The 25,316-nt window shown below is 72.9% G+C and carries 23 protein-coding genes; 11 read left to right on the top strand and 12 right to left on the bottom strand.

The genetic code is table 11. The annotated features are described in order from the left end of the window. Positions 1-61: 61 nt before the first annotated feature. Together afsK and kbpA are read right to left on the bottom strand one after the other, a co-directional pair. Positions 62-2,437: a protein serine/threonine kinase AfsK gene (afsK, locus tag ACZ470_RS20710; RefSeq protein WP_468429071.1), complete on the bottom strand. Its 2,376-nt coding sequence runs from the start codon at positions 2,435-2,437 to the stop codon at positions 62-64. Between the two features lie 180 nt (positions 2,438-2,617). Beyond that, on the bottom strand, positions 2,618-3,349 hold the full coding sequence (gene kbpA / locus ACZ470_RS20705) for an AfsK-binding protein KbpA (RefSeq protein ID WP_468429069.1): 732 nt from the start codon (positions 3,347-3,349) through the stop codon (positions 2,618-2,620). A gap of 134 nt (positions 3,350-3,483) precedes the next feature. Here kbpA and ACZ470_RS20700 point away from each other — a divergent pair, with 134 nt between their 5' ends. The 3 genes from ACZ470_RS20700 (at position 3,484) to ACZ470_RS20690 (ending at position 5,462) form a co-directional block, all read left to right on the top strand. Then, positions 3,484-4,119, top strand: a complete 636-nt coding sequence (locus ACZ470_RS20700; RefSeq protein ID WP_468429213.1) for a TetR family transcriptional regulator — start codon at positions 3,484-3,486, stop codon at positions 4,117-4,119. Between the two features lie 206 nt (positions 4,120-4,325). Next, positions 4,326-4,751: a pyridoxamine 5'-phosphate oxidase family protein gene (locus ACZ470_RS20695; RefSeq protein WP_468429067.1), complete on the top strand. Its 426-nt coding sequence runs from the start codon at positions 4,326-4,328 to the stop codon at positions 4,749-4,751. A 45-nt stretch (positions 4,752-4,796) separates the two neighbouring features. Further along, positions 4,797-5,462 (top strand): pyridoxine/pyridoxamine 5'-phosphate oxidase, encoded by a 666-nt coding sequence (locus ACZ470_RS20690; RefSeq protein WP_468429065.1) that lies wholly within the window; start codon positions 4,797-4,799, stop codon positions 5,460-5,462. On the opposite strand, the gene ACZ470_RS20685 is transcribed toward ACZ470_RS20690, so the two are convergent. Further along, positions 5,440-6,057 carry a GNAT family N-acetyltransferase gene (locus ACZ470_RS20685; RefSeq protein ID WP_468429063.1) on the bottom strand — a complete coding sequence of 206 codons (618 nt, stop codon included), beginning with the start codon at positions 6,055-6,057 and terminating at the stop codon, positions 5,440-5,442. The genes ACZ470_RS20690 and ACZ470_RS20685 overlap by 23 nt on opposite strands. Positions 6,058-6,163: 106 nt before the next feature. Between ACZ470_RS20685 and ACZ470_RS20680 the strand changes: the two genes are divergently transcribed. Further along, positions 6,164-7,345 carry a flavin-containing monooxygenase gene (locus ACZ470_RS20680; protein ID WP_468429062.1) on the top strand — a complete coding sequence of 394 codons (1,182 nt, stop codon included), beginning with the start codon at positions 6,164-6,166 and terminating at the stop codon, positions 7,343-7,345. Positions 7,346-7,432: 87 nt separating this feature from the next. Here the strand turns inward: ACZ470_RS20680 and ACZ470_RS20675 are convergent, their stop codons facing one another. After that, positions 7,433-8,740, bottom strand: coding sequence for an MFS transporter (locus ACZ470_RS20675; RefSeq protein WP_468429060.1), 1,308 nt, complete (start codon positions 8,738-8,740; stop codon positions 7,433-7,435). Between the two features lie 71 nt (positions 8,741-8,811). Here ACZ470_RS20675 and ACZ470_RS20670 point away from each other — a divergent pair, with 71 nt between their 5' ends. Continuing rightward, complete coding sequence (locus ACZ470_RS20670; protein ID WP_468429058.1) at positions 8,812-9,861, top strand: GlxA family transcriptional regulator; 1,050 nt, start codon at positions 8,812-8,814, stop codon at positions 9,859-9,861. A 392-nt stretch (positions 9,862-10,253) separates the two neighbouring features. On the opposite strand, the gene ACZ470_RS20665 is transcribed toward ACZ470_RS20670, so the two are convergent. The 3 genes from ACZ470_RS20665 to ACZ470_RS20655 all read right to left on the bottom strand — a co-directional run bounded on the left by ACZ470_RS20665 (position 10,254) and on the right by ACZ470_RS20655 (position 12,228). Further along, a complete protein-coding gene (locus ACZ470_RS20665; protein ID WP_468429211.1) occupies positions 10,254-10,694 on the bottom strand; it encodes an ATP-binding protein in 441 nt (146 codons plus the stop codon). 490 nt (positions 10,695-11,184) lie between these two features. Beyond that, entirely contained in the window at positions 11,185-11,697 is a 513-nt protein-coding gene (locus ACZ470_RS20660) for an EF-hand domain-containing protein (protein WP_468429057.1), read from the bottom strand. A 150-nt stretch (positions 11,698-11,847) separates the two neighbouring features. Beyond that, positions 11,848-12,228 (bottom strand): STAS domain-containing protein, encoded by a 381-nt coding sequence (locus ACZ470_RS20655; protein WP_468429056.1) that lies wholly within the window; start codon positions 12,226-12,228, stop codon positions 11,848-11,850. Positions 12,229-12,588: 360 nt separating this feature from the next. Between ACZ470_RS20655 and ACZ470_RS20650 the strand changes: the two genes are divergently transcribed. Beyond that, positions 12,589-13,170 (top strand): RNA polymerase sigma factor, encoded by a 582-nt coding sequence (locus ACZ470_RS20650; protein WP_468429054.1) that lies wholly within the window; start codon positions 12,589-12,591, stop codon positions 13,168-13,170. Next, positions 13,167-14,312 (top strand): maleylpyruvate isomerase N-terminal domain-containing protein, encoded by a 1,146-nt coding sequence (locus ACZ470_RS20645; protein ID WP_468429052.1) that lies wholly within the window; start codon positions 13,167-13,169, stop codon positions 14,310-14,312. Before ACZ470_RS20650 ends, ACZ470_RS20645 begins: the two co-directional genes overlap by 4 nt. A gap of 140 nt (positions 14,313-14,452) precedes the next feature. On the opposite strand, the gene purU is transcribed toward ACZ470_RS20645, so the two are convergent. Beyond that, the gene (purU, locus tag ACZ470_RS20640) at positions 14,453-15,334 is read right to left on the bottom strand and encodes a formyltetrahydrofolate deformylase (protein WP_468429051.1); all 882 of its coding nucleotides are present in this window, start codon (positions 15,332-15,334) and stop codon (positions 14,453-14,455) included. Between the two features lie 47 nt (positions 15,335-15,381). Continuing rightward, entirely contained in the window at positions 15,382-15,828 is a 447-nt protein-coding gene (locus tag ACZ470_RS20635; protein WP_468429209.1) for an SCO4402 family protein, read from the bottom strand. A gap of 172 nt (positions 15,829-16,000) precedes the next feature. Between ACZ470_RS20635 and ACZ470_RS20630 the strand changes: the two genes are divergently transcribed. Then, positions 16,001-17,314: an ABC transporter substrate-binding protein gene (locus tag ACZ470_RS20630; RefSeq protein WP_468429049.1), complete on the top strand. Its 1,314-nt coding sequence runs from the start codon at positions 16,001-16,003 to the stop codon at positions 17,312-17,314. A gap of 75 nt (positions 17,315-17,389) precedes the next feature. Here ACZ470_RS20630 and ACZ470_RS20625 read toward each other — a convergent pair whose 3' ends face one another. Together ACZ470_RS20625 and ACZ470_RS20620 are read right to left on the bottom strand one after the other, a co-directional pair. Further along, positions 17,390-19,036 (bottom strand): hypothetical protein, encoded by a 1,647-nt coding sequence (locus ACZ470_RS20625; protein WP_468429047.1) that lies wholly within the window; start codon positions 19,034-19,036, stop codon positions 17,390-17,392. Positions 19,037-19,224: 188 nt separating this feature from the next. Beyond that, positions 19,225-20,610, bottom strand: coding sequence for a transcriptional regulator (locus tag ACZ470_RS20620; RefSeq protein ID WP_468429045.1), 1,386 nt, complete (start codon positions 20,608-20,610; stop codon positions 19,225-19,227). Between the two features lie 307 nt (positions 20,611-20,917). On the opposite strand from ACZ470_RS20620, the gene ACZ470_RS20615 reads away from it, so the two are divergent. The 3 genes from ACZ470_RS20615 (at position 20,918) to ACZ470_RS20605 (ending at position 24,079) form a co-directional block, all read left to right on the top strand. After that, the gene (locus ACZ470_RS20615; protein WP_468429043.1) at positions 20,918-21,580 is read left to right on the top strand and encodes a bifunctional DNA primase/polymerase; all 663 of its coding nucleotides are present in this window, start codon (positions 20,918-20,920) and stop codon (positions 21,578-21,580) included. A gap of 130 nt (positions 21,581-21,710) precedes the next feature. Next, entirely contained in the window at positions 21,711-22,487 is a 777-nt protein-coding gene (locus tag ACZ470_RS20610; protein WP_468429041.1) for an ABC transporter ATP-binding protein, read from the top strand. Further along, entirely contained in the window at positions 22,484-24,079 is a 1,596-nt protein-coding gene (locus ACZ470_RS20605) for a transporter (RefSeq protein ID WP_468429039.1), read from the top strand. The genes ACZ470_RS20610 and ACZ470_RS20605 overlap by 4 nt, the downstream gene beginning before the upstream one ends. Before the next feature lie 16 nt (positions 24,080-24,095). Here the strand turns inward: ACZ470_RS20605 and ACZ470_RS20600 are convergent, their stop codons facing one another. Beyond that, positions 24,096-24,974 carry an alpha/beta fold hydrolase gene (locus tag ACZ470_RS20600; RefSeq protein WP_468429038.1) on the bottom strand — a complete coding sequence of 293 codons (879 nt, stop codon included), beginning with the start codon at positions 24,972-24,974 and terminating at the stop codon, positions 24,096-24,098. Positions 24,975-25,316: the final 342 nt, after the last annotated feature.

Raw genomic sequence — 25,316 nt, 5'->3', positions numbered from 1 at the left:
GCGGCCGCCGTCCGACGCCCCTTCCGTGCAACCGGCACGACGGCCGTCCCGCAACCGCCGCCTACGTCGTCCGGGCGGTGCCCGTCCCCTTCTCCGCGTCCAGCGCGTACACGCAGCGGTCCTTGCTGCACGCGTACACCACGCCGTCCCGGACCACCGGCGAGCCGGTGATCTCGCCACCGGTCGCCAGCTTCCATCTCAGCCGGCCGTCGTCGGCCTTGAGCGTGTAGAGCAGGTGGTCGCTGGAGCCGAAGTGGATGCGCCCCTCGGCCACCGCGGGGGCGCCCACGATCTCGCCGCCCGACTGGAAGCGCCACTTGGGTGTGCCCGTGACCGCGTCCAGGGTGTACAGCCCCTTGCCGCTGCCCACGTGGACGTGACCGGCGGCGACCAGGACCGGTTCGACGGAGGAACGGGACTCGGTGGCGATGCGCCAGCGGTCGCGGCCGTCGGTGGCGTCGAGGGCGTAGACCGTGCCGAGGTAGTCGGCGAGGTAGACGCCGCCGCCGGTGACCGCCGGCCCGGGGACGAAGGCGGGCGGGGCGAGGAAGACCGCCGGGGCCTCGAAGTGCCAGCGGACGTGGCCGGTGGCGACCTCCAGGGCGAGGACGCGGGTCCCGGCGCAGACGTAGACGTAGCCGTCGGGGGCGTGGGTGACCCGGACCGGGACGCCGCCGCAGGAGGCCGCGTCGCCGATGGGGTACGACCAGCGCTCGTCGCCGGTGCGGGCGTCCAGGGCGCGCAGCCGGGCGTCCTGCCAGACGAGGACGGTGCCCTCGTGGACGGCGGGGCCGGCCTCCGGGGACTCGAAGTCGGTCTGGCAGCCGGTGACCTCCCACAGCTTCTGTCCGGTGGACGCCTCCCACGCCTGGACGCCGCCGCCGCGCGTGCCGGTGACGACGGTGCCGCGGTCGGCCTTGAGGGAGTACACCCAGGCGTCCGTGGACAGCCGCCACAGATCGCCGCCCTCGCGGGCGTCGAGGGCGAAGAGGGTGGGGCCGTCGGAGGCGTGGATACGGCCGTCGGCGACCGCCATCGACCAGGCGACGTCACGGGTCTTGAAGCGGCGCCGTCCGGTGGCGACGTCGAGCGCGTGCACCTCGAAGGAGGTGACGTAGACGAGGTCGCCGTCGACGGCGGGGGTGCCCCACACGTCGTTGGACATGCGGAAGCGCCACGGCCGCCAGCCGCCGGGCTGCTCCGGCGGCGCAGCGGGTGCCGCGGGCGCGGGCACGGCGGGGTCGGCGCCGTTGACGCCGGGGCGGGGCCTGGACCAGGTGGCGGCCAGGGCGGCCTCCGGCGGGGGCGCCTTGACGGCGGCCGCGCGCGTGTCGGCGACGCGCGGGCCGGGTCCGATGGGCACCCTCGCGCCCGCCAGCCGCACCGGGCCGGTGTCGGGCGCGCCCACACCCGCCCCGACCGGCGCGGGCACGGACGGGGGAGGCGGCGGGACGACGGGGTCGTGCGGGGGCGGAGGAGGCACGTGCGGGCGGGCGCCACCGCCGCTGCGGCCGGCCCCGGGCGAGGGCTTGGCCGCCGGGCGGCCGCCCCGGCGCGCCTCGATCAGGCCCACCGCCCGTTCGGGCAGCCAGGCCGACGCCGTACCGCTGTCGTCCGAGCCGGAGCCGAACAGGTGCGGGGCGAGCTGGGCCTGGAGGTCGGCCGGGTTGGGCCGGGCCGTGGCGTCCATCTGCATGCACGCCTCGATGAGCGGGCGCAGTTCGTCCGGGAGGCCGTCGAGGTCCGGGCCCTCGCGCAGCAGCATGAAGACGGTCTCGACGGGGTTGGCACCGTGGAAGGGCGGATGTCCCGTGGCGGCGAAGACGAGCATGGAGCCCAGCGAGAACACGTCGCTCGCGCCGGTGACGCTGCGCGAGTCCTTGGCCTGCTCCGGGGACATGTACGCGGGGGTGCCGACGGCGACGTTCGTCATCGTCAGACGGGTGTTCGAGACGCCGGACGCAATGCCGAAGTCGATCACCCGGGGGCCGTCCTCGACGACGAGGACGTTGGAGGGCTTCAGGTCGCGGTGGACCAGCCCGGCCCCGTGGATCGACTGGAGCGCCTCCGCAACGCCCGCCGCGAGCCAGCGCACCGCCTGGGCCGGGAGCGGCCCGCACTCGTTCACTATCTCCTCGAGGGAGGGCGCGGGCACGTACGCTGTGGCCAGCCACGGCACGGCGGCGCGCGGATCGGCGTCCACGACGGCCGCGGTGTAGAAGCCGGAGACCGCGCGGGCCGCCTCCACCTCGCGCGTGAAGCGGACCCGGAACAGCTGGTCCTCGGCCAGTTCGGTCCGGACCGTCTTGATCGCCACGCGCCGGCCGGACGCCGAGCGCGCGAGATAGACCAGCCCCATGCCGCCGGCTCCCAGCCGTCCCAGCACCTCGAACGGCCCGATACGCCGCGGATCGTGCTGCGTCAGCTGATCCACCACTTGCCTGCCACCTCCCCGTACGAGTCGCGCCACCACCTGTGCGCGACCGAAGTGCAGCGTCTCACCACCGCACCGCCGTGGCGGCACGCACCCCGATTCTTCCTGTCCGCGCCCCCGGTTGCGAACCGGCCGACAAATAGGGTGTCCAGGTTTTCATACGACACAGAGGGCGGAAACGGCTCAGCGGCGCAGCAGCGCGAACGACGCCCCCTGATTGTCGGTGACCACGGCCACCGAGCCGTAGGACGTCTCGAAGGGCGGAACCTGGACCCGGCCGCCGAGCCGGGCCACCTCCGCCACGCCGGCCCCGAGGTCCTCGACGGCGAAGTGCACGAGGAAGTGGGGCGGCATCTCGGCGGCGAAGACGTCGGAGACCGGGGCGCGGCCGAAGTCGGGCTCGGCGCCCGGGCCGAACAGGGCGTCGTGGAAGAGGCCGCCGTAGAAGGCGTTGGCCGTCCCGGTGTCCCGTGTGTACAGCTGGACCCAGGCGAAGGTGCCCGGCTCGTGACGGCGGCCGAAGCCGGGAGCGGCCGCGCCCTGCCAGAGGGAGAACACGGCGCCCTCGGGGTCGGTGACGAGCGCGGTGACGCCCAGGTCGCCGAAGGGGCGCGGCGTGGAGACGATCTGTCCGCCGGCCTCGCGGATCCGCCGGCACAGGGCCTCGGCGTCCGGGGTGGCGAAGGACACCGTCCACACGGTGGGCAGCCGGCCGTCCGTCTTGCGGACGAGGGAGGCGACGGGTTCCCCCTCCTTCAGGGCCCGCACCGTTCCCTGCGGCTGGTCCTCGAAGGTCCACCCGAAGAGCTCACCGTAGAACCGCTTCCCCGCCTCCACGTCCGGCAGCTGCGCGTCCACCCAGCAGGGGGTGCCCTCTGTGTACTCGGGGTACCGCTGTGCCCTGTTTTCGGCCATGCCGCCAAAGTAACCGTGTCGCCCGCAGGCCGCAGACCAGGCACACCAGCCTCCACGGACCCGCACACCCCATTTGCAGTCGGCCGAATCGCGCTCGGATCACCCGTCGGTAAGCTGACGGCATGACAGGACAAGTGCGTACCGTCGACGGCCGCGTGGCCGGCCGGCGTGGGCAGGCGACCCGGCAGAAGCTGCTCGACTGCCTCAGCGAGATGCTCAGCTCCTCCCCGTACCGGGACGTCAAAGTCATCGATGTCGCACGGAAAGCGGGTACCTCGCCCGCGACCTTCTACCAGTACTTCCCCGATGTCGAGGGCGCCGTCCTGGAGATCGCCGAGCACATGGCCGCCGAGAGCGCCGGGTTGAGCGAGCTGCTGGAGGGCCGCTCCTGGGCGGGGCGGGCCGGCTGGCAGACGGCGCAGGAACTCGTCGACGGTTTCCTGGAGTTCTGGCGGAAGAACGACGCGATCCTGCGGGTCGTTGACCTCGGCGCGGCCGAGGGCGACAAGCGCTTCTACAAGCTCCGTATGAAGATCCTCAACTCCGTGAACAGCTCGCTGGCGGACTCCGTCGCGGAACTCCAGGCCAAGGGACGGATCGACAAGGACGTGAACCCGGCGGCGATCGCCGGTTCGCTGGTCGCCATGCTGGCGGCCGTCGCCTCCCACCAGAAAGGTTTCTCCTCCTGGGGCGTGAAGCAGGCGGAACTCAAGCCCAGCCTCGCGCTGTTGGTGCATCTCGGGGTCACCGGCAAGAAGCCGACGAAGTAGCCGAGGCGGACGCCCGGTCACCCGCAGCGATGCGCGGTCTCCCCCATGTCCTGTCAGACGGGCGGCGGTTCACTCCGGTGGGCCGCCGCCCGTCACTTTCCGCGCGGTGCGGGGAACACGGCCGCGCACGGCCGGTGTTGTACCCCGGCGAGCCGATCGCCGGCCCGAGTGAACATCCGACGCAGACGCCGCAGGAGGAACCCGGAATGGCCCTGACCCGCGAAGAGCGCGAACAGTTCCTGGCCGAACCCCACATCGCCGCGCTCGCGGTCGACGCCGGGGACGGCCGCGCCCCGCTCACCGTGCCCATCTGGTACCAGTACGCACCCGGCGGCGACGTATGGATCATGACGGGTCTGGACTCGCGCAAGAACCGGCTGATCGGTGCGGCGGGGCGGTTCTCGCTCATGGTCGACCGCGTCGAGCCCACCATCCGTTACGTCTCGGTCGAGGGGCCGGTCCTCGGCAGCACTCCCGCCACGGTCGAGCAGCTGAGGGAGCTCTCGGCCCGCTACCTGCCGGCCGACAAGGTCGAGGGGTACGTCGACTTCGCGTCGAAGAACCACGGCGAGCAGGTCGTCCTCCGCATGCGGCCGGAGCGCTGGGTGTCGTCGGACCTCGGGTCGGTGTGAGCGCGGCGGTGTGAGCGCCGTCTCCCGGCGCACGAGAATCGGGACATGGAACCCGATCTTCACGAGCTGCTGAGGTCCCTGCGGGTGTGGGACCCGGAGCACACGGACCTGCCGGAGTTCGACCCGGCCGCCGCGCCCGCCGAGCCGCTGCCGCTGTTCACGCGGTGGCTCGCCGAGGCGGTGGCGGCCGGGCAGCCCGAGCCGCACACCATGTCCCTGGCCACGGCGGACGCGGACGGGCTGCCGGACGTGCGGATCGTGATGCTGCACGGCGCGGACGCCGACGGCTGGTCCTTCGCCACGCACGCGCACAGCCGCAAGGGCGGTCACCTCGCCGCCCGCCCGTATGCCGCGCTGGCCTTCTACTGGCCGGTGCTGGGCCGCCAGGTGCGGGTGCGCGGCCCCGTCGGGGCGGCCCCGGCCGAGGAGGCGCGGGCGGATCTGCGGGCCCGTTCCACCGGGGCGCTGGCGGCCGCGCTGACCGGCAGGCAGAGCGAGGTCCTCGGGTCGGCGGAGGAGCTGGCGCGGGCCTCGGAGGCGGCCTGGGAGCGGGCGCGGCGGGAGCCCGACACCGCGGTCCCGTCCTGGACCCTGTACCGGCTGCGCGCCGACGAGGTGGAGTTCTTCCAGGGGGAGGCCCGGCGGCGGCACGTACGGCTGCGCTACCGGCGCGGGGCGGCGGGCTGGGTCAGGGAGTCGCTGTGGCCGTGAACCCGGGCTCCGGGTCGGTCGCGAGGCGCGCGTGCAGATGGGCGTCGCGGAAGACGTCGTGGCGGCCGGCCTCGAAGATCGCCCCGCGCATGGTCCCCTCGTAGCGGAACCCGCACCGCTCGGCGATCCGGCAGGACGCCTCGTGCCCGACGGCGTGGTCCAGCTCCAACCGGTGCAGGCCGAGTTCGGTGAGCGCCCAGTCCGCGGTGAGCAGCAGCGCCCGGGTGGCGACGCCCCGGCCGCGGGCCTCGGGGAGCACCCAGTAGCCGACGCGGCCGACGCGCAGCGCCGGGCGGATCTCGCTGACGCCGATGTGCCCGAGCGGCGTACGGCTCTCCGCGTCCGAGACGAGGAAGGAGGCGGCCGCGCCCTCGGCGGCCCGGTCGGCCCGTGCGCGCAGGGTCCGGCGGGCGCCCGCGAGATCCGTGACCGGGTGGAGCGGGGTGTTCCAGCGCTGGAACTCCGGGTCGGTGGTGCCACGCAGCCAGATCTCGACGTCGGCGCGGGAGGCCGGGTCCCAGGGGCGAAGGTGCAGACCGTGGCCGTGGAGCTCGGGGAGGGGCCGGGATCGGGTGTCCTTGGGTGTGGGCGCCATGGGGTCATTCAAGCCCGTCCACCGACCGAAACGATGTGATCAATCCGCAACCAATTCCGGTCTTGACCGATACCCATCAACCGGGGGCGTGATTACGCTCGCGCTCATGGCCGACTCTTCCGACGCCCCCAGATCCGCGCAGCCCACCGCGCCGAACCGGGCGGACCGCCCCGTCTACGTCATCGGCGGCGGTCCGGGCGGACTCTCCGTCGCGTACGCCCTGCGCGCCCGGGGGATACGGGCCGTCGTCCTGGAGCGGTCCGATCGCGTCGGGGACTCCTGGCGGCGCCATTACGACCGGCTGCGTCTGCACACCACCCGCCGCCTGTCCGCGCTGCCCGGCCTGCCGATGCCGCGCCGGTTCGGACGGTGGGTGGCCCGCGACGACATGGTCCGGTACCTGGAGAAGTACGCCGAGCACCACCGCCTGGAGATCGTCACCGGCGTCGAGGTGTCCCGCGTCGAGCGCTCCCCCGACGGCACGGGCTGGCTGCTGCACGCCACCGGGGGACGTGAACTGACCGGTGCCGCGGTCGTCGTCGCCACGGGGTTCAACCACACGCCCCGCGTCCCCGACTGGCCCGGCCGGGACACGTACACCGGCGAGTTCCTGCACGCCTCCGAGTACCGCGCGGCGAAGCCCTTCGCCGGCCGGGACGTGCTCGTCGTGGGGGTCGGCAACACCGGCGCCGAGATAGCCGTGGACCTGGTGGAGGGGGGCGCCTCCCGGGTGCGGCTGGCGGTGCGCACCCCGCCGCACATCGTGCGCCGCACGACGGCGGGCTGGCCCTCGCAGTACTCGGCCGTCCTGGCGCGCCGGATGCCGGTCGGCCTCGTCGACCGGATGTGCCGGGTCATGGCGAAGGTCGCGATCCCCGACCTGTCGGCCCACGGCCTTCCCCTCCCCGACTCCGGGCTCTACAGCCGGGTGCTGGAGGGGGCCGTGCCCGTGCAGGACGTCGGTCTGATCGACGCCGTGCGCACGGGGGCGGTGGAGGTCGTGGCCGCCGTGGAGGGCTTCGAGGAGGGCAAGGTCGTACTGGCCGACGGGGACCGGATCGCTCCGGACGCGGTCGTCGCGGCGACCGGCTATCTCCGGGGGCTGGAGGGGCTGGTCGGCGGGCTCGGGGTGCTGGACGGTCGCGGGAGGCCGGTCGTCCGTGGCGGCCGTACCCCGGACGGTGCGTCCGGTCTCTACTTCACGGGGTTCACGAATCCGATCAGCGGCAACCTCCGCGAGATGGCGCTGGATGCCCAGCGAATCGCCAGGGCGCTGTCCCGCAGGTAGCTGCGGGCAGTCGTGCCGCTGGGGCGGCACGGGTGGGCGCAGCGGCACCCCGCGAACGCCGGGCCGCGCGACACCCCCCGCCCAGCCCTAGGCAACCGCCGCGCCCGGTCGTCGCCGGATCACCAGCGCCATCAGCGCCGCCGCCGCGCACAACGCCCCCGACGCGTACCAGACCACGTCGTACGACCCGAACGCATCCCGCGCGACGCCACCGAGGAACGCGACCACCGCCGCCCCCACCTGGTGCGAGGCGAGCACCCACCCGAAGACGATCGGACTGTCGTCGCCGTAGTGCTCCCGGCACAGCGCCAGCGTCGGCGGCACGGTGGCAACCCAGTCGAGCCCGTAGAAGACGATGAAGAACAGCATCGGCGGATGCACGCTCGGCGCCAGCAGGATCGGCAGGAACAGCAGCGAGATCCCCCGCAGCGCGTAGTACACCGCGAGCAGCCGCCGCGCGTCGAAGCGATCCGTGAACCAACCGGACGCCACCGTCCCGACGACGTCGAAGACACCGATGACGGCCAGCAGCGACGCGGCGGTCGTGACCGGCATCCCGTGGTCGTGCGACGCCGGTACGAAGTGGGTCTGGATCAGCCCGTTGGTCGAGGCGCCGCAGATCGCGAAGCTCCCGGCGAGCAGCCAGAACGGTCCCGTGCGCACCGCCGAGGACAGCACGGTCAGCGCACGCCGGGCGGCCCCCGGAACAGGCGGCGGCTTCGGCACGAACTCCTCGGCCCCGTAAGGCTTCTGGCCCACGTCGGCCGGGTGGTCGTGCAGCAGCAGCCAGACGAACGGCACCACCGCGAGCGCGGCGAGCGCCACGGTGACGGCCGCCGGGCGCCAGTCGTGCCGCGAGACGATCCAGGACAGCACGGGCAGGAAGATCAGCTGCCCGGAGGCGGAGGCGGCGGTGAGGATGCCGCTGACCAGTCCGCGCCGCTCGGTGAACCAGCGGTTGGTGACGGTCGCGGCGAAGGCCAGCGCCATGGAGCCGGAGCCGAGGCCGACCAGCAGGCCCCAGCAGAGCAGCAGTTGCCAGGCCGCCGTCATCCACACCGTCAGACCGGAGCCGAGCGCGATCACCGTGAGGGCCACGGCGACCACCCGCCGGATGCCGTAGCGGTCCATCAGCGCCGCGGCGAACGGCGCGGTGAGACCGTAGAGCGCGAGGTTCACGGAGACCGCCGCGCCGATCGTCCCGCGCGACCAGCCGAACTCGTCGTGCAGCGGGTCGATGAACAGGCCCGGCACCGAACGGAACGCGGCGGCACCGATGATCGTCACGAACGTGACACCGGCGACGAACCACGCGCGGTGGACACGGACACGGGTCGGCTTCGGGCCGCCCGCGGGCGGCTCCACGGGAGCGGCTGTCTGGCTTGTCTGGGTCACGCCATAGAGCTTCCGGGATCGGATCGGCCGCAACGAGTGGCCCGAAAGACAGCATTCGCTAGGATCGGGCCATGGATCCGGTCGCCCTCACGCCCCCTTCCGCCTCCTCCGGCGGCCCCCGGCCCCACCGCGTCGTCGTCCTCGCCCTCGACGGACTGCTCCCCTTCGAGCTGGGCATCCCGCACCGCATCTTCGGCCGCCCGAGGGACGGGCGGGGGCGGCCGCTGTACGAGGTCGTCACCTGCTCGGTCCGGCCGCCCGGCCCGGTGGAGACCGACGCCGACTTCTCCATTCACGTCGCCCACGGCCCCGAGGCCCTCGACACCGCCGACACGGTCGTCGTCCCGGCCTCCTACGAGCTCGGCCCGGTCTACGAGCGGGGCGAGCTGACCGGCGAACTCGCCGCCGCCCTCGCCCGGATCCGCCCCGGCACCCGGCTCGCCTCCATCTGCACGGGCGTGTACGTCCTCGCCGCCGCCGGATATCTCGACGGCCGGCCCGCCACCACCCACTGGGCCGATTCCGAGCGCTTCCAGCGGCTGTTCCCGCGGGTCGAGGTCGATCCGGACGTGCTGTTCGTCGACGACGGCGACATCCTGACCTCGGCGGGCGTCGCGGCCGGCATCGACCTGTGCCTGCACATGGTGCGGCTCGACCACGGCGCCGTGGTGGCCAACGACGTGGCCCGGCGCACGGTCGTACCGCCGCACCGGGACGGCGGGCAGGCGCAGTACATCGAGCGACCGGTGCCCGATCCGCAGCAGTCCTCCACGAGCCGGGCCCGCGCGTGGGCGCTGGGCCGGCTGCACGAGCCGATCCAGCTGCGCGACATGGCCGCGCGGGAGGCGATGTCGGTACGCACCTTCACGCGCCGCTTCCGGGAGGAGGCCGGGATCAGCCCGGGGCAGTGGCTGACGCAGCAGCGGGTGGAGCGGGCCCGGCATCTGCTGGAGTCGACGGATCTGTCCGTGGACCAGGTGGCGCGCGACGCCGGCTTCGGCACGGCCCAGTCGATGCGTCAGCACCTCCAGTCGGCGCTGGGGGTGACGCCGACCGCGTACCGGCGGACCTTCCGGGCCGGTGAGCGGCTGCCGGGGGCGGTCGCGGCCGTCGGCGGATGAGCGAGAAGTTGTCCACAGGCTGTGGAGAAACCGGGGCGCCCCGGTCGACGGCGGTGCGGCGCCGTCCGCCCCGAGCACGGCAGCACCGCACCGCTCTTCGGCTTCGGCGCACCCGCCCGGGTTCCCCTCGGCCCTGAGGGAACCGATGCCGAATCACGACCCACACTCGTCGAGGGCCCCCCGTCGTCGGGCCCTCGCCGTCCCCTCGCGGCGAATCGCTGACGAACAGCGTGATCAAACGGTCACGGCGCGTCAACACCACTTCGGGGGAAAATAAGTCGGTTGAGGCATATGACCTGTTCGTCGGCACCGCGCACGGAAGCACGCCCGGCGCACCGCCTCGCACCCCCACCCGCGGACCAGGCCCCCCGTGCATCCATGCACCTGGGCGCTCACACCGCCTCGTACGCCAGCCCGCCCCGCGTCGACGCCCTCTCGGCCAGCTGGGCGCAGCGGTCCAGCTCGCACCAGATCCGTTTGCCGGCGCCCTCCGCGCTCCAGCCCCACCGGTCGGCCAGCCCGTCCACGAGGGCGAGCCCGCGCCCGCCGGTCGCCTCCCCGTCCACACAGCGCGGCACCGGCGCCCGGCCGCTGCGGTCGGCCACCTCCAGGCGGACGGTGGCCTCCCCCGCCTCCGCCCCCGGCAGGGACAGCCGCAGCACGGCCGGACAGCCGGTGTGCACCACGGCGTTGGTGACGAGTTCGGAGACGAGCAGGATCAGGGTCTCGGCGAGCGGTTCGTCGGCCTCTATGCCCGACCCGGCCAGCCGCGAACGGGCCCACCGCCGGGCCCGTCCCACCTCAGCGGGGTCGGGCCGGATCTCCAGCTGCACTTGAAGCACCTGCACCGCTCACACCATCCGAACCGGCGGACACTTGGACTCGCGCCTCACGAGGGCCACGATCGTAGCCATTTTCTGCATGACCAGAACAACGCCCGGGACAGGGGTCACGGAACGTGAATCCCTTGTGGGACAGCATGGTTGACGTACAGTCACGCCAACAAGCGCTTCGGGCATATTCCAGCGCGAAGGAGTACACGTGCGGCATACTGTGCGACGCTCGTCACGGGAAGTCGAACAGGCGCCGGCGTTCCGCCTGGCCACCCGGCGAGAAGCGGCAGGCACCGGCCGGTACGGAGCCGCCTCGGGGGCGACTCCGGCGCGGTGCGTGCCAGGAACCACTCGCATCCCACACAAGGTACCGGAGCAACCACCCGACTCCGGGCCGTGACGAGTGCCGCACAGGACACAAGCAGATATCAACGCTCCGTGATCATGGCAATGCCACGATCCGTGACATTCCCGTGGGGCGTGGGGCCGATTACTCGGGGACGGTGAAGTAGCGGGCGAAGGCCCGTACGACCTCTTCCTCGCCGATCCTGCCGTCGCCGTCCGCGTCGAGCGCGGCGGCGGCCGTGCGGGCGAGGTCCTCGGGGACGCCGAGCGCCTTCAGGACGCGCTCGATGCCCTCGACGCCGGCCGTGCCGGCCCCTTCGGTGTCGGCTACGGCGAGCGCCGCGTGCAGGAAGGGCCGGGCGATCTCGGCGAACCGGTCCGGGTTGTCGCGCAGCCGCTTGACCGCGCCGTTCACGAACTCCTCGCGCGTGATGCGCTGATCGCCGTCGCGGTCCGCGATCCCCGCCATGCCCTGCCAGAACGCCTCGGCACCGATGTACAGGGCCTGGCCCCGGTCGGAGCGGGCCGCGGTGCCGAACTCGGCGAGCAGCGCCTTGGCCGCTCCGCTGAAGTCCTCGCGGTCGATGTAGCCGTTGCCGTCCTGGTCGAAGCCGGCGAAGCGGGCCGCGATCCTGCGCTCGTACTCGCTGGTGACCATGTCTCTTTCAGGCCGCCTTAGGTCAGTGGGGTCGTCTCGCTGGGAGCGTACGTGGTGCGGGGCCGCCGGGGCGCCCGAAAACGACGCTTGGCCCAAGACCGAGGGAATAACGGGACAACCGTGTGACACGTGCGAACGGTCGCGCGTATTTCACGCCGAGAGCGGGCGGGAGTCCTCGTCGACCGCGGACGGGACGTCCGGGTGTATCTCGAACAGGCGGCGGACCCCGAGGGCGCCGAGCACCTTGTTGACGTGGCTGCCGTCGGCGGCTCCCCGCGCGGGCAGGATCAGCCGCAGGCTGCCCTGACAGGAGCGGAGCAGACGGCGGGAGGCGATGAGCACGCCGACCCCGCTGGAGTCGCAGAACCACACCTCGGAGAGATCGAGGACGAGGCTGTGCCTGCCCTCGGCCACCACGTCGTGCACCCGCTGGCGCAGCACCGGGGACGTCACCAGGTCCAGCTCGCCCGACACCCGGAGCACGGCCCATTCGCCGTGCTCTTTGTCGGTCACTTTGAAGCTCACCACCACGCCCCTCGCTCGCCGAAACGGAAGCAGTCCCTACGCTTCCTTGCAGCGCGGCTGCCCACCGGCCGTTCCCTGAAACACGGGCCGAGAAACGGATACCAAACGGAAAAGGCTTGTTTCAGTCGTCTTCGATCCGATTCGATCTGTTCCGATCGTCATGCGTGTGGGTAGGCGCGCCCCCAACGGCGTCCGACGTGCGCGCGTGGCCCCTTACCATCTGCGCCTCGCCCGGGGGCGCACATTGCCACAAAGGGGCGTGCGCTGTTGTACGTGCCGACTACATTCGTGGGGTCGCCGGCCACACGCCGGACCCGGGCACGACCGGCCCGGGACGCGGGGGAGGAACAGGGGGTGAGGGGCCGCATGCCGAAATCCGACGTACCGGCCCGCTGGGACCGCAAGATGCAGCAACGGCTGGCACACGGGGAGGCCGCCGCGCTCGGCGAGCTCTACGACCGCTTCGCCTCCCTCGTCCACGGCCTCGCCCACCTCGTCGTCGGCGACGAACGCGCCGCCGACGCCGTCACCCGGGACGTCTTCGCCCATGTCTGGGAACACCCGGAGACCTACGACCCCGGACAGGAACCCCTGCGCACCTGGCTCGCCGCCCTGACCAACCGGCTGGCCGTGCAGCGACTGCGCACCACCGGGACCGCGGCACTCGCCCGGGGCGGCCCCGGCACCCCCGAGGACCTGGAGCGCAAGGTCCGGCACGCCTCGGTGGCCGCCCGCGCCGACTACATCGTCCAGTCCATGCCGGCCCCGCTGCGGGCCGCCCTGGAACTGGCGTACTTCCAGCGCCGGGACTACCGCCAGACCGCCGTCGACCTCGGCGTCACCGACGACGAGGCCCGCCGCCGGCTCCGCCTGGGCCTGCAACTGCTGGCCACCGCCCACGACACCGAGACCCCGGGCGCCCCGCCCGGAATCGGGGGTGCCGCGTGAGCGAGAGCCCGGAGAACGGGCCGGACCGTCCGCTCGCGCTGGAGCACCACGTGCTGAAATCCCTGCTGGGCGCCTGGGCGCTGGCCGCCTGCGCGCCGGCCGAGGCGGAGGCGGTCGAGGAGCACCTCGGCACCTGCGGTCCCTGCGCGGACGAGGCGCTGCGGCTGCGCGAGGCGGTCGGCCTCCTCCAGCGTCCCGAGAGCCTCGACCTGGACCCCGGCCTGCGCACCCGCGTCCTGGAGTCCTGCCTGGAGCGCCGCCCACCGCGCGTCCCCGTACCGGAGTGGGCCGCCGCCTACGACGCGGAGACCGCGCGGCTGGACGCGCTGCTCCAGGACTTCGGGGACTCCGAGTGGCACGCGCCGGTCCGGCTGCGCTGGTACGAGTCCGACGAGGCGAGCAGCCGCCGCACCACCGTCGCCGGGGTCATCGCGCACCTGCTGACGGTCGACGGGCTGGTCGCGGTCGCCCTCGGCCTCGACGACCCGCTCGGCGACGTCACACCCGCCCGCCCCACCCCGACGGACCGCACCGAGGCGTACTGGCGGGCCGCCCACTTCCCGCCCACCCGCTCCGTGCGGACGCCCTGGCGGGAGCAGAGCCACACCCTCGTACGGACGGTGTCCTTCGCGGACGGCGGCACCGGACGGCTGCCCGTGTCGTACGGCGACTACGAACTGCCCCTGCGCGACGCGATGCTGGACCGGGCCTTCGAGTGCTGGGTGCACGCGGAGGACATCGCCGAGGCGGTGGACTACCCCTACGAGCCGCCCTCGGGACGCCATCTGAACCACATCGTCGACCTGGCCGCACGGATGCTCCCGGCCGTACTGGAACACCGCCGGCTGCACGGACTGGCCTCGCCCGTCGAGCGCCACCTGGTCGCCGCCGGGGAGCCGGGGCGCAGCCTCCGGCTGGAGATCGAGGGTTCGGGAGGGGGCGAGTGGCTGATCCCGCTGGACTCCCCCGCGGCGAAGGGGTCGGCGGAGCACGAGGTCGCGCATGTCGCGCTGGACGGAGCGGAGTTCTGTCGCCTGGCGGCGGGACATGTCGCTCCGCGGGAGGCGGCGGTGGGGCAGGTCGGTGACCGCGAGGCGATCAGGGACGTGCTGCTTGCAGCGGCGAGCATGAGCCGGATGTAGGGGCGGGTTGCGGTGCGCCGGCGGCTGCGGGCCAGTGGGGGCTGATCGCGCAGTTCCCCGCGCCCCTGGAGGGGCGCGGGGAACTGCGCGAGCAACCACAGACCACCCGCAGCCGCCCCCGCGCCGGAAATCCCGCCCCCTTAGGCGAAAACAACCGTCCGGCGGCCGTTGAGGAGAATCCTCCGCTCGGCATGCCACTTCACCGCCCGCGCCAGCGCCTGGCACTCCACGTCCCGCCCGATCGCGACGAGCTGGTCCGGCGTGACGTCGTGGCCCACCCGCTCGACCTCCTGCTCGATGATCGGCCCCTCGTCGAGATCGGCGGTGACATAGTGCGCCGTGGCGCCGATGAGCTTCACGCCCCGCGCGTGCGCCTGGTGGTACGGCTTCGCGCCCTTGAAGCTCGGCAGGAAGGAGTGGTGGATGTTGATGATCCGCCCGGAGAGCTGCTTGCACAGGTCGTCGGAGAGGACCTGCATGTAGCGGGCGAGGACGACGAGCTCGACGTTCTCGCCGCGCACGATCTCCAGCAGCTTGGCCTCGGCCTCCGGCTTGTTGTCCTTCGTCACCGGGATGTGGTGGAAGGGGATGCCGTACGAGGCGACCAGCTCGGCGAAGTCGGTGTGGTTGGAGACCACCGCGGCGATCTCCACCGGCAGCGCGCCGATCCGCGCGCGGAACAGCAGGTCGTTCAGGCAGTGCCCGAACCTGCTGACCATGAGCACGATGCGCATCTTCTCGTCGGCCCGGTTGATCTGCCAGTCCATGTGGAAGGAGTCACCGATCGCCGCGAAGCTGGCCCGCAGTTTCTCCACGGTCACGGGGGCGTCCGCCGAGAAGTGGACGCGCATGAAGAACAGTCCCGTGTCGTGGTCGCCGAACTGCTGGCTGTCCTCGATGTTGCAGCCGGTCATGAACAGATAGCTCGACACGGCGTGCACGATGCCCTGCTTGTCGGGGCAGGACAGGGTGAGGACGTACTGGTCGGCCGGGGCCGCTGCGCGGGTGGACTGCTCGCTCATGCGGTAAAGGGTCGCACAAGCGGGGGCCCGGACGGCCGGCCGTTCCGCTACGCGGACCGTGTCAGGATCCGCAGCACCTCGAGCGTGCTCGGCGCGGCGTCGGGGTCGTCGCCGTCGCTCGCCGCCATCCGCACATGGGCGTCCCGCGCGGCCCGCATCGCCTCCGGCCATCCCTCGTGCTCGAGATAGGCGGTCACCGGAGCGTCCGGGCCGACCTGGTGCATGATCCGCAGCACGCGCAGCACCGCGCTGTCGACGAGCGCCGCCTCCTGGGAGTCACGGAAGATCGTGCCGACGTACTTCTCGGCGGACCAGTTGTCCAGCCAGGTGTCCTCGACCAGCCGGTACACGGCGTCGGTGACGTCACCGTAGCCGTCCACACCGGCCAGCCAGACGTCCCGCTGGAAGGCGGGATCGGAGAGCATGTGCAGCGCGGAGCGCACATTGCTGCGCCAGCGCCACCACGGCATGTCGTTGAGTGGCATGCCGCCCATGGTGAAGGAGCGACGGCCGCGACGGGAAGAGTTCTCCGAACCTTGCACGATCGTCGATCGTACGTTTCCGCCTCCCACGGACCCCACCGGCCCCCGTAATTCACCTCCGCGTCACCGCACGTTGACCAACGGTCACTCCGGGGTTGGCCGTGTGGCGGAATCGTGCGGGGACATGACCGGCAGGCGACGCATCCGCAGCACATTCTTCCCCCGCCTCCTCGCCCGGCGCGTCAGAGCCGGCGCGCTGACCACGGGCGCGCTGGTGACGTGCGCGACGCTCGCCACCGGATGCGGGATCGTCCCCGGTGCCACGGGGGGCTCCGGGGACGACGGCCCGATCACCGTGATGACGTGGGCGCCCCAGGACACCAACGCCACCAACAAACCCGGCATGCCCGCGTTCGCCGAGGCGTACGCGCGCTGGGTCAACTCCCAGGGCGGCCTCAACGGCCGCCACCTCAACGTGCTGACCTGCAACGACGAGAACGACACCGTGACCGCCGCGCGGTGCGCCCGGCGCGCGGTCCAGGAGAAGGCCGTCGCGGTCGTCGGCTCGTACAGCCAGTACGCCGACTCCTTCATGCCCACCCTGGAGGGCGCGGGCATCCCGTACATCGGCGGTTACGGCATCACCAACAACGAGTTCACCAGCCCTCTCTCGTATCCCGTCAACGGCGGACAGCCGGCGCTGCTGGCCGGGCTCGGCCGCACCCTCGCCGACGCCTGCGGGCCGGTCACCCTGATCCGGCCCGACACGATCGCGGGCGACCAGCTGCCCCCGCTGCTGAACTCGGGCCTGACGGCGGGCGGCCACGCGTCCGCCGGCGACCAGCGGGCGGCCGAGGACGCCACCTCGTACGAGAGTCAGGCGCGGCAGGCCCTCGGGCGCGCCACCTCGGACGCGGCCGAGCAGGGCTGTGTGGTGCCCGCCCTCGGCGACCGCACCGGCACCTTCATGGACTCCTTCCGGCGGGCCCGCGAGGACTTCCCCGAGGTGCGCACCGCGACCGTGCTGGGCAGCGTCGACCAGACGACGATCGACGCGTCGGGCGGGGCGTCGGGGCCGTACGAGGGGTCGTACGTCACCGGCTGGTACCCGGCGGCGAGCGATCCGAGCTGGGACCCCATGAAGAAGGTGATCAAGGAGGAGGCGTTCGGCGACAACCGGATCGACGCCGCCGACGCCGGGGTGCAGACCACCTGGATCGCCTACACCGTGTTCAAGCAGGTCGTGGAGTCGCTGGGCGACGGCGAGGTGAGCTCCGACACCGTGACCGGTGCGCTGAACAGCGGCCTGAAGGTCACCACGGGAGGGCTCACCCCCACCCTGCGGTGGAACTTCCAGGACGAGCTCGCCGCCGTGGGCTTCCCCCGCCTGGTCAACGCGAACGTGACCCTCCAGGTGGTCAAGGACGGCCGACTGGTAGCGGCCCGCAAGGGCTTCACCGACGTGACGAAGACACTGCGGGAAGCGGATCTGGCCTGACAGCCGGCACAACGAACCGCGGACGCGTACGGCCCGGCCCCGCCCCACCCCGGGCGGAGCCGGCTCAGCGCCCCGTCACAGCTGGGTCGGCTGCCGCTCGGTCAGCCCGTACTTCTTGGCGATCGCGTTCCACAGCGCGGCGGCCTTCTTCTTCTCCGCGGTCGCGGTGCCGCTGGCCCGGTTGCCGGCCTGGGTCTGCCCGGTCGACCGGGCCTGACCCTTCTTGCAGAGCTTGCCCTTGGCCCCGGCGACCTGGTCGGCCCAGGCCGCGTAGTGGTTGTCGGCCGAGGCGGACGCCTGCCACGCCTTGGTGAGCGCGGTGGTCAGCGCCTGGTGGTTCGGCAGCTCGTCCACCGAGAGCCCGGAGAGATCGGTCACCAGCTGACTGCGCTGTCCGGCCGCGCCCCGCAGGTCCTTGGCCGCCTGCCCCAGTTCGCGGCACGCCTTCACATCGGCGACCGCGTTGATCACGGTGCTCCGGCTGTCGCCGCTGTCGGCCAGCAGCTTGTCCAGCGCCACGGCCTGCTGACGGGCCGGGTCGACGGACGGCGAGGCGGACGCCTCCTCGCTCGCGGGCGCGGTGGCGGACACGGTCTGGTTGTCGCCGCCGTCGTCGTCACCGCCCCCGTTGCCCATCAGCGCGCCCGCGCCGACGCCGAGCACGGCGATGCCGATGCCGACCGCCGCGATGAGCGGCACCCGGGAGCCGGTGCGGCCACCGCCGCGTCCGCCCCGGCCGCCGTCGTCGTCGTGGGCGGCACGTCGGCCGCCGCCCTGGGCGGGCGACGGGGTGTGGACGGCGCGGACCGGCGGCCCGTAGTCCATGCGTGGGAGCTGCTGGGTGGACCCGGCCGGGCCGCCGCCGTCGTCGCTGCGGAAGAGGCTGTCGAACTCGGCGGGCGGCTGCCGGTTGCCGTCGTCGGCCGGCGGGGCACCGTAGGGCTGGTCGGTGACGGGGGCGATGTACTGGGTGGCCTCCGCGTCGGGGTTGCCGGCGCCGTTCGGCGCGGGCAACCCCAGGTACCGGGTCTCCTCGGAGCCGTGCGCGGCGGGCATCTCGGGCGGCAGCGCGCCCGGGTTCACCGGGGGTATGTACTGCGTCGCCCCCTCGTCGACCCCGGCGGCGGGCACCGGCGGCATGTACTGGGTGGCCCCCTCCGAACCGTCGGGCGCGGCGGCCGGCGGGTACTGGGCGGCGCCCTCGGGAACGGCGGGCGGAAGATGCGCGCCGTAGGACCCGGTGTTCGCGGGCGGCAGCGGGGCTCCGGAGGCCGATCCGTACGACGGGGCATGCCCGCCGTGGTGACCGCCGTAACCGGCGCCGTTCCCGTCGTACGGGGTGTGGCCACCGTGGGCCGGCGCGCCCTCGGGCGGCAGCGGCCCGGGACCGCCGCCGTGCGTCGGGGCGGGCGGGTTCTGCGCGCCCCAGGGGGACGGCTCCGGGCCGCCCCACTGGCCGTCGGCCTGCGGCTGCCAGTCCTGGCCCGGCGCCGGCGCGGGGGCCTGCTGCTCGGGGCCCCAGGGCGTGCCCCAGGTCTGGCCGCCGGGCGGGGCCGAGGCGGGGAACCCACCGCCGGCGTTCCGGCCGTCCGCGCCGCCGCCGGGCGCGACCGGACCGGCCGTCATGCCCGGCAGCAGGGGTTCACCACCGTCGGAGGGCAGCACGATGCCTTCGCGCGCGGGGCGCGCCGAGGGCTCCTCGCCCTGTCCACTCTGCGTCACCGGGACTCCTACTAATGGGGGACCTTGTGAATCGTCGGCTCACGCTACCGGGTCCCCGGAGCCCGGTGCCACGCAGCACAGAACCTGACCTCATGCCCTGTGAGCGCGGTAACAAAACCGGGTCACCGCACGCTGCTTACGTCACCTACCTCCCGCCCTGTCTCCTTGCGGCCGGCGTCATGCCGCCGTCATGCCGCCGTCTGAAGTTCCATCCGCGCCCCGAACTCCCTCACCACGGACTCCTCCCGGTACGGCTCGAGTCGCTGCTGGAGGTCCTCCAGGTACTCGGAACCCCGGTTGGACCGGAGCCCGTCGAGCAGCTCCACCGCCTTCAGGCCGGTGCTACAGGCCTGTTCGATCTCGCGCTGCTGCACCTGGGCCGTGGCCAGCAGCACATAGCCGATGGCCCGCCGCCGCGCCCGCGACTCGGGATGCCCCTCCAACGACTCGCGGGCGCACCGCGCGGCGGCCTGGGCCTGGCCGAGGTCGCGGTGACAGTGGGCCAACTCGTCGGCCAGATAGGCCTCGTCGAAGTGCGCGATCCACACCGGGTCGTCCCCGGACGCCGGATCGGCCGCGTCCATGGCACTCATCGCGCGCCCGGCCGCCGTGTGCGCGGCGCTCGCGTCACCCATCAGCGCGTGCCCGCGCGCCTCCGCGGCGTGGAACATCGCCTCCGCGCGGGGTGTCACGCGCCCCCGCGCCCCTTCCTGCGCCGCACGCGCCAACTGGGCGATCTCGCGCGGGTTTCCGAGCTGCGCGGCCAGGTGGCTCATGGACGCGGCGAGCACGTATCCGCCGTATCCGCGGTCCCCGGCCGCCTGCGCCAGCCGCAGCGCCTGGATGTAGTAGCGCTGGGCGAGACCGGGCTGCCCGGTGTCGACGGCCATGTACCCGGCGAGCTCGGTCAGCCGCGCGACCGCCGCGAACAGGTCGCGGCCCACGGCCTCGCGGTACGACCCCGCCAGCAGCCCCGAGACGACGCTGTTGAGGTAGTGCACCACGACCGGGCGCACATGCCCGCTGCCGTACTGGTGGTCCAGGTCCACCAGCGCCTGTGTCATGGACCGTACGGCCGCCACGTCGGACTGGCCCACGCGCGGCCCGGCGGAGCGTGCCACCTGCCCGTCGGGCGCGGAGATCAGCCAGTCACGGCTCGGTTCCACCAGCGCGGACGCGGCGACGGAGGAGCCGGACAGGAAGTCCCGCCGGCCCACGTCGCTGCGCCACAGCTCGCAGACCTGCTCGATGGCCCCCAGTACCGTCGGCGAGAACTGGAGACCGACACCCGACGCGAGATTCTTGCCGTTGGCCATGCCGATCTCGTCGATCGTGACCGTACGACCCAGTTTGCGGCCCAGTGCCTCCGCGATGATCGCCGGTGCCCGGCCCCGCGGCTGCTGTCCGCGCAGCCAGCGGGCCACCGACGTCTTGTCGTAGCGCAGGTCGAGGCCGTGCTCGGCGCCGCACATGTTGACCCTGCGGGCCAGTCCGGCGTTGGAGCATCCGGCTTCCTGAATGAGCGCCTGCAGCCGTTCGTTCGGCTGCCGCGCGACGAGAGGCCTTGCGGCCATGGCGTACCCCCTGAGGCTGCGGTGCCCTGCCCACGCACCGGGTTGAGTGTCTTCCGCGGCCGTACGTCTCGCGTCCCGGCGAAAAGTTCCGGCCGGGAAGATCAATGCCCCGTCGACGTGCCGACAATGCGAGGCATGTGAGGATTGCCGGGGTTACGGCAGTCGCCGGCCCCACTCCTGGCTACCCACCCCCGGACACGGATCCTCCCGCGCGCCCCCATGGATGCACCCATGCGCCCCGAACAGGGAACCGATGCTCCTCCCCCGCGCATGCGGGCGGGCGTAACCCCTGGTGACGGCCGTAGTTGTGTTCATCGTGGAAGAGACGATCGCGGGCACCGACGCCGTACAGATCCCGAAGCAGCGCGGGGAATCGCTGCTGGACACCGCAGTTCGCTATGCCGAGGAGCGGCACTGGGACGTGTTCCCGGGCACCTGGCTGGAGGCCGTCGACGGGGTGCAGCGCTGCTCGTGCGGTGACTCCGCGTGCCCCGCACCCGGCGCGCACCCGGCCCGTACGGACTGGGCGGCGCAGGCGACCGGCAGCGCCACCGTCGCCCGCCGCATGTGGCAGAAGCAGCCGGACGCGTCGATCCTGCTGCCCACCGGCCGTACCTTCGACGCGGTCTCCGTGCCCGAGACGGCGGGGTTCCTGGCGCTGGCGCGCATGGAGCGGATGGAGCTGACGCTGGGGCCGGTCACGCTGACGCCGGACCGGCGGATGGAGTTCTTCGTGCTGCCGGGGGCGACGGTGAAGGTTCCGGATCTGCTGCGCAAGCTGGGGTGGACGCCGGGGGTTCTGGACCTGGCGGTCCTGGGGGAGGGCGGGTTCGTCGCCGCGCCGCCGACGCGGTTCGGGTGCCGGGGGGCTGTGCAGTGGGCCTGCCGGCCCACGCCCGCGAATCGGTGGTTGCCGGATGTGGAGGAGTTGGTGTCGCCGTTGGCGTATGCGTGCGGTCGGGATCGCTAGGTCGCGCCATGTGTTCAGCGGGGCTTGTGTTGTTTTGCGACCGCGGGTCCGTCGGGGCTGGTCGCGCAGTTCCCCGCGCCCCTTCAGGGCGCTGTGCTCGCCGTAGGCTGTTTCGCTGACGGAGGGAGACGTGGTGGGGACTGTTGCCGTGAGTGTGCGGGGGCTCTGGAAGCGGTTCGGGGAGCAGGTGGCTGTCGGGGGGATCGATCTGGAGTTGCCCGCCGGGCGGTTCATCGGGCTGGTCGGACCGAACGGGGCCGGGAAGACCACCACGTTGTCCATGGTGACCGGGCTGCTGCGGCCCGATCAGGGCTCCGTCGAGATCGTCGGGCACGACGTCTGGCGGGACCCGGTGGAGGTCAAGTCGCGCATCGGCGTGCTGCCGGAGGGGCTGCGCCTCTTCGAGCGGCTCTCGGGACGTGAACTGCTCGCCTACTCCGGCAGGTTGCGGGGGCTGCCCGGCGCCGAGGTCGACAAGCGGGCCACGCAGCTGCTCGACGTCCTCGATCTGACCGGTGCCCAGCACAAGCTCGTCGTCGACTACTCGACCGGCATGCGCAAGAAGATCGGCCTCGCCGCCGCCCTGCTGCACAATCCCGAAGTGCTGTTCCTGGACGAGCCGTTCGAGGGCGTCGACCCGGTCTCCGCGCAGACCATCCGGGGCGTTCTGGAGCGGTACACGGCGTCCGGCGCCACGGTCGTGTTCTCTTCCCACGTCATGGAGCTGGTCGAGTCGCTGTGCGACTGGGTGGCGGTGATGGCCGCGGGCCGGATCCGGGCCCACGGGCCGATTGCCGAGGTGCGCGGTGACGCGCCCTCGCTCCAGCGGGCGTTCCTGGAACTCGTCGGCGCGGACGGCCGCGACACCGGTTCCTCCCTCGACTGGCTGGGCGGCGGGTCCCGGTGAGCGCGCCCGCGATCACTCCCGTCTTCGTCCGGCTGAAACTGTCCCTGCTGCGCAACGGTCTGCGGCAGTCCGGGGGGCGCAAGGCCGCGTACATCGCCTCCGCCGTCGTCGCCCTGCTGTTCGCCGCGCTCCAGCTGCTCGGGCTGATCGCGCTGCGCGGCTTCGATCACGTCGAGTCGCTGGTGATCCTGCTGGTGGGGGTGCTGGCGCTCGGCTGGGCGGTGATGCCGCTGTTCTTCCCCAGCGGCGACGAGACCCTCGACCCGACCCGGCTGGTGATGCTGCCGCTGCGGCCGCGTCCGCTCGTACGGGCCCTGCTCACGGCGTCGCTGGTCGGTCTCGGGCCGCTGTTCACGCTGTGTCTGCTCACCGGGTCGGTGATCGCCGTGGCGCACGGCGGGGCGGCGTTCGCGGTGGGCGTCCTCGCCGTCCCGCTGGCACTGCTGGTGTGCGTGGCGCTCGCGCGTGCGGTCGCCGCCGCCAACGTACGGCTTCTCACCAGCCGCAAGGGCCGGGACCTCGCGGTGCTCAGCGGGCTGGTGATCGCCATCGGGGCGCAGGTGGTCAACTTCGGTGCGCAGCGGCTCGGTTCGTCCGGTCTGGAGCAGCTGGACCCGGTGGCGGACGTGGTGCGGTGGCTGCCGCCGGCGTCGGCGCTCGGCGCGGTGCACTCGGCGGGCGAGGGCTCGTACGGGGTCGCGCTGGCGCAACTGCTGCTGAGCGCCGTGGCGTTGGCGGTGCTGCTCACGCTGTGGTCGCGGTCCCTGACCCGGCTGATGACCTCGCCGGACGGCTCCACCCTCCAGGCGGCCGGGGACACGGTGGTCCGCGACCGCACGTCGACCGGCCTCGCCCGGCTGCTGCCGCCGGGCCGCACGGGTACGGTCATGGAGCGCAGCCTGCGCTACATCTGGCGCGATCCGAAGACGAAGGCCGCGTGGGTGACCTCGCTGGCGCTCGGGCTGATCGTGCCGGTGTTCAACGCCTGGCAGGGCACCGGCTCGGTGTACTTCGCCTGTTTCGCCGCCGGGATGCTCGGCATCATGATGTACAACCAGTTCGGTCAGGACATGTCCGCGTTCTGGATGGTCGCGATGACGATCTCGTCCACCCGGGACGCGTATGTGGAGCTGCGCGCCCGCGCGCTGGCGCTGCTGCTGATCACCCTGCCGTACGCCACGCTCGTCACCGTGCTGACCACGGCGATGCTCGGCGACTGGGCGCGGCTGCCGGAGGCGCTGGGGCTGACCTTCGCGCTGCTCGGCGCGATGCTCGCGACGGGCGCGTGGACGTCGGCGCGGTTCCCGTACTCCATCCCGCAGGAGGGCCACAAGAACGTCGCGCCCGGGCAGACGGGGCTGGCCTGGATCTCCATCTTCGGCGGCATGGTCGCGGCGGCGGTGCTGTGCGCCCCGGTGATCGTCCTCACGATCTGGCTGAACATCGGCGCGGGCGGCGACGACTGGCTGTGGCTCCTGCTGCCGGTGGGTACGGCGTACGGCGCCGCCCTGACCCTGCTCGGCCTGCGGCTGGCGGCCCCGCAGACGGCGCGCCGGCTGCCGGAGATCGTGACGGCGGTCAGCAAGGGGTGAGCCCGGGGCCCGGGGGTCAGCCGGTGCTGAGCGAGTCCAGGAAGGGTTCGATCGCCGCCAGCCAGGTCTCCGGCTGGTCGTAGTGGACCAGATGGCCGGCGTCGGCGACCTCCGCGTACTGGCCGTGCGGGAGGACGCGGACCATTTCCTGGGCCTCCGCGCGGCCCAGCTCGCCGTCGAGGCCGCGGACCACCAGGGCGGGGCAGCGCACCTGGGCCAGTTCCTCCCAGTGCGCGTCGAACACCCAGGTCTCGCGGGAGCGGAGCATCTGGTCCGGGTCGAAGACCGGGCGCCAGCCGTCCGGGGACTCGGCCATCACCTCGGCGTAGAACTCGCCGCGCGCCGGGTTGGGCCGCTCCACCCAGGGGTCGTCCTCGCCGAACCACTTCCGTACGTCGGCGAGCGTGGCGAAGGGGACCGGCCAGGCCTTGAACCACTCCGCCCACTCGCGCTGCGAGGCGGCGCCGAGGGCGGAGGCCCGCATGTCGCAGATGATCAGGCCGTGGACCAGGTCGGGGCGTTTCGCGGCCAGTTGCCAGGCGGTCAGCGCGCCCATCGCGTGGCCGATGAGGACGGTGGGGCCGAGGCCGAGCTGTTCGAGGGCGGCCTCGGCGTCGTCGACGTAGGCGTCGCGGGTGAAGGAGGCCTGCGGGGGCTTGTCGCTGCGGCCGTGGCCGCGCTGGTCGAGGGCGACCGCGCGGTACCGCGCGGAGAGCCGGCGGGCGGTGGACGCCCAGTGCGAGGCGCGGCCCATCAGGCCGTGCAGTAAGAGCACGCCGGGGGCGTTCTGCGCGGTGCTCTCCGCCGGGTCGGACCCGTTCTTGGGCGGGTCGCCGAACTCCCAGGCGGCGAGCCGTACGCCGTCCGCCCCGGTCACGTCGATGCGTCGCGCCATGCCCTGGCACCCCCCAAGCTCGCTGCCTGCCCGCTGCCTGTTGTGCTGGCCCTGCCTGTTGCTCCGGCCCTGTTGTTCCGACCGCAGATTATCGAATGCGCATTCGAGAATGGCTTCTTGCCCGGCAACACCCCTCGTTCGAGTGACCCCCTTCGGGGATTGATCGCCGCGGCCCAGGGGAGATCTTCAGCGGGAGGCGGACCGCTCGGGGAAACCGGTCCGAGGGGAATGACCCTGAGAGCTCGGGGCTCCGGGTCAGCACAGGGGAGGACAGGCCCCGGCGCCGTGCGGCGCCGGGGCTCCTCACGTGGTCACGGCACATCGTCCCGCCCCTCCCCTGCC

This window comes from Streptomyces sp. NPDC031111, assembly GCF_055570675.1.
The sequence above is the reverse complement of the archived record's forward strand: the minus strand, read 5'-3'. Positions and strand labels throughout refer to the sequence as shown.

What these genes read in the sequence shown, in the direction of transcription:
- kbpA (WP_468429069.1), bottom strand. Translation starts at nt 3,349, where the DNA reads ATGGCCGAAAACAGGGCACAGCGGTACCCCGAGTACACAGAGGGCACC.
- ACZ470_RS20695 (WP_468429067.1), top strand. Translation starts at nt 4,326, where the DNA reads ATGGCCCTGACCCGCGAAGAGCGCGAACAGTTCCTGGCCGAACCCCAC.
- ACZ470_RS20690 (WP_468429065.1), top strand. Translation starts at nt 4,797, where the DNA reads ATGGAACCCGATCTTCACGAGCTGCTGAGGTCCCTGCGGGTGTGGGAC.
- ACZ470_RS20685 (WP_468429063.1), bottom strand. Translation starts at nt 6,057, where the DNA reads ATGGCGCCCACACCCAAGGACACCCGATCCCGGCCCCTCCCCGAGCTC.
- ACZ470_RS20680 (WP_468429062.1), top strand. Translation starts at nt 6,164, where the DNA reads ATGGCCGACTCTTCCGACGCCCCCAGATCCGCGCAGCCCACCGCGCCG.
- ACZ470_RS20670 (WP_468429058.1), top strand. Translation starts at nt 8,812, where the DNA reads ATGGATCCGGTCGCCCTCACGCCCCCTTCCGCCTCCTCCGGCGGCCCC.
- ACZ470_RS20660 (WP_468429057.1), bottom strand. Translation starts at nt 11,697, where the DNA reads ATGGTCACCAGCGAGTACGAGCGCAGGATCGCGGCCCGCTTCGCCGGC.
- ACZ470_RS20650 (WP_468429054.1), top strand. Translation starts at nt 12,589, where the DNA reads ATGCCGAAATCCGACGTACCGGCCCGCTGGGACCGCAAGATGCAGCAA.
- purU (WP_468429051.1), bottom strand. Translation starts at nt 15,334, where the DNA reads ATGAGCGAGCAGTCCACCCGCGCAGCGGCCCCGGCCGACCAGTACGTC.
- ACZ470_RS20635 (WP_468429209.1), bottom strand. Translation starts at nt 15,828, where the DNA reads ATGGGCGGCATGCCACTCAACGACATGCCGTGGTGGCGCTGGCGCAGC.
- ACZ470_RS20630 (WP_468429049.1), top strand. Translation starts at nt 16,001, where the DNA reads ATGACCGGCAGGCGACGCATCCGCAGCACATTCTTCCCCCGCCTCCTC.
- ACZ470_RS20620 (WP_468429045.1), bottom strand. Translation starts at nt 20,610, where the DNA reads ATGGCCGCAAGGCCTCTCGTCGCGCGGCAGCCGAACGAACGGCTGCAG.
- ACZ470_RS20600 (WP_468429038.1), bottom strand. Translation starts at nt 24,974, where the DNA reads ATGGCGCGACGCATCGACGTGACCGGGGCGGACGGCGTACGGCTCGCC.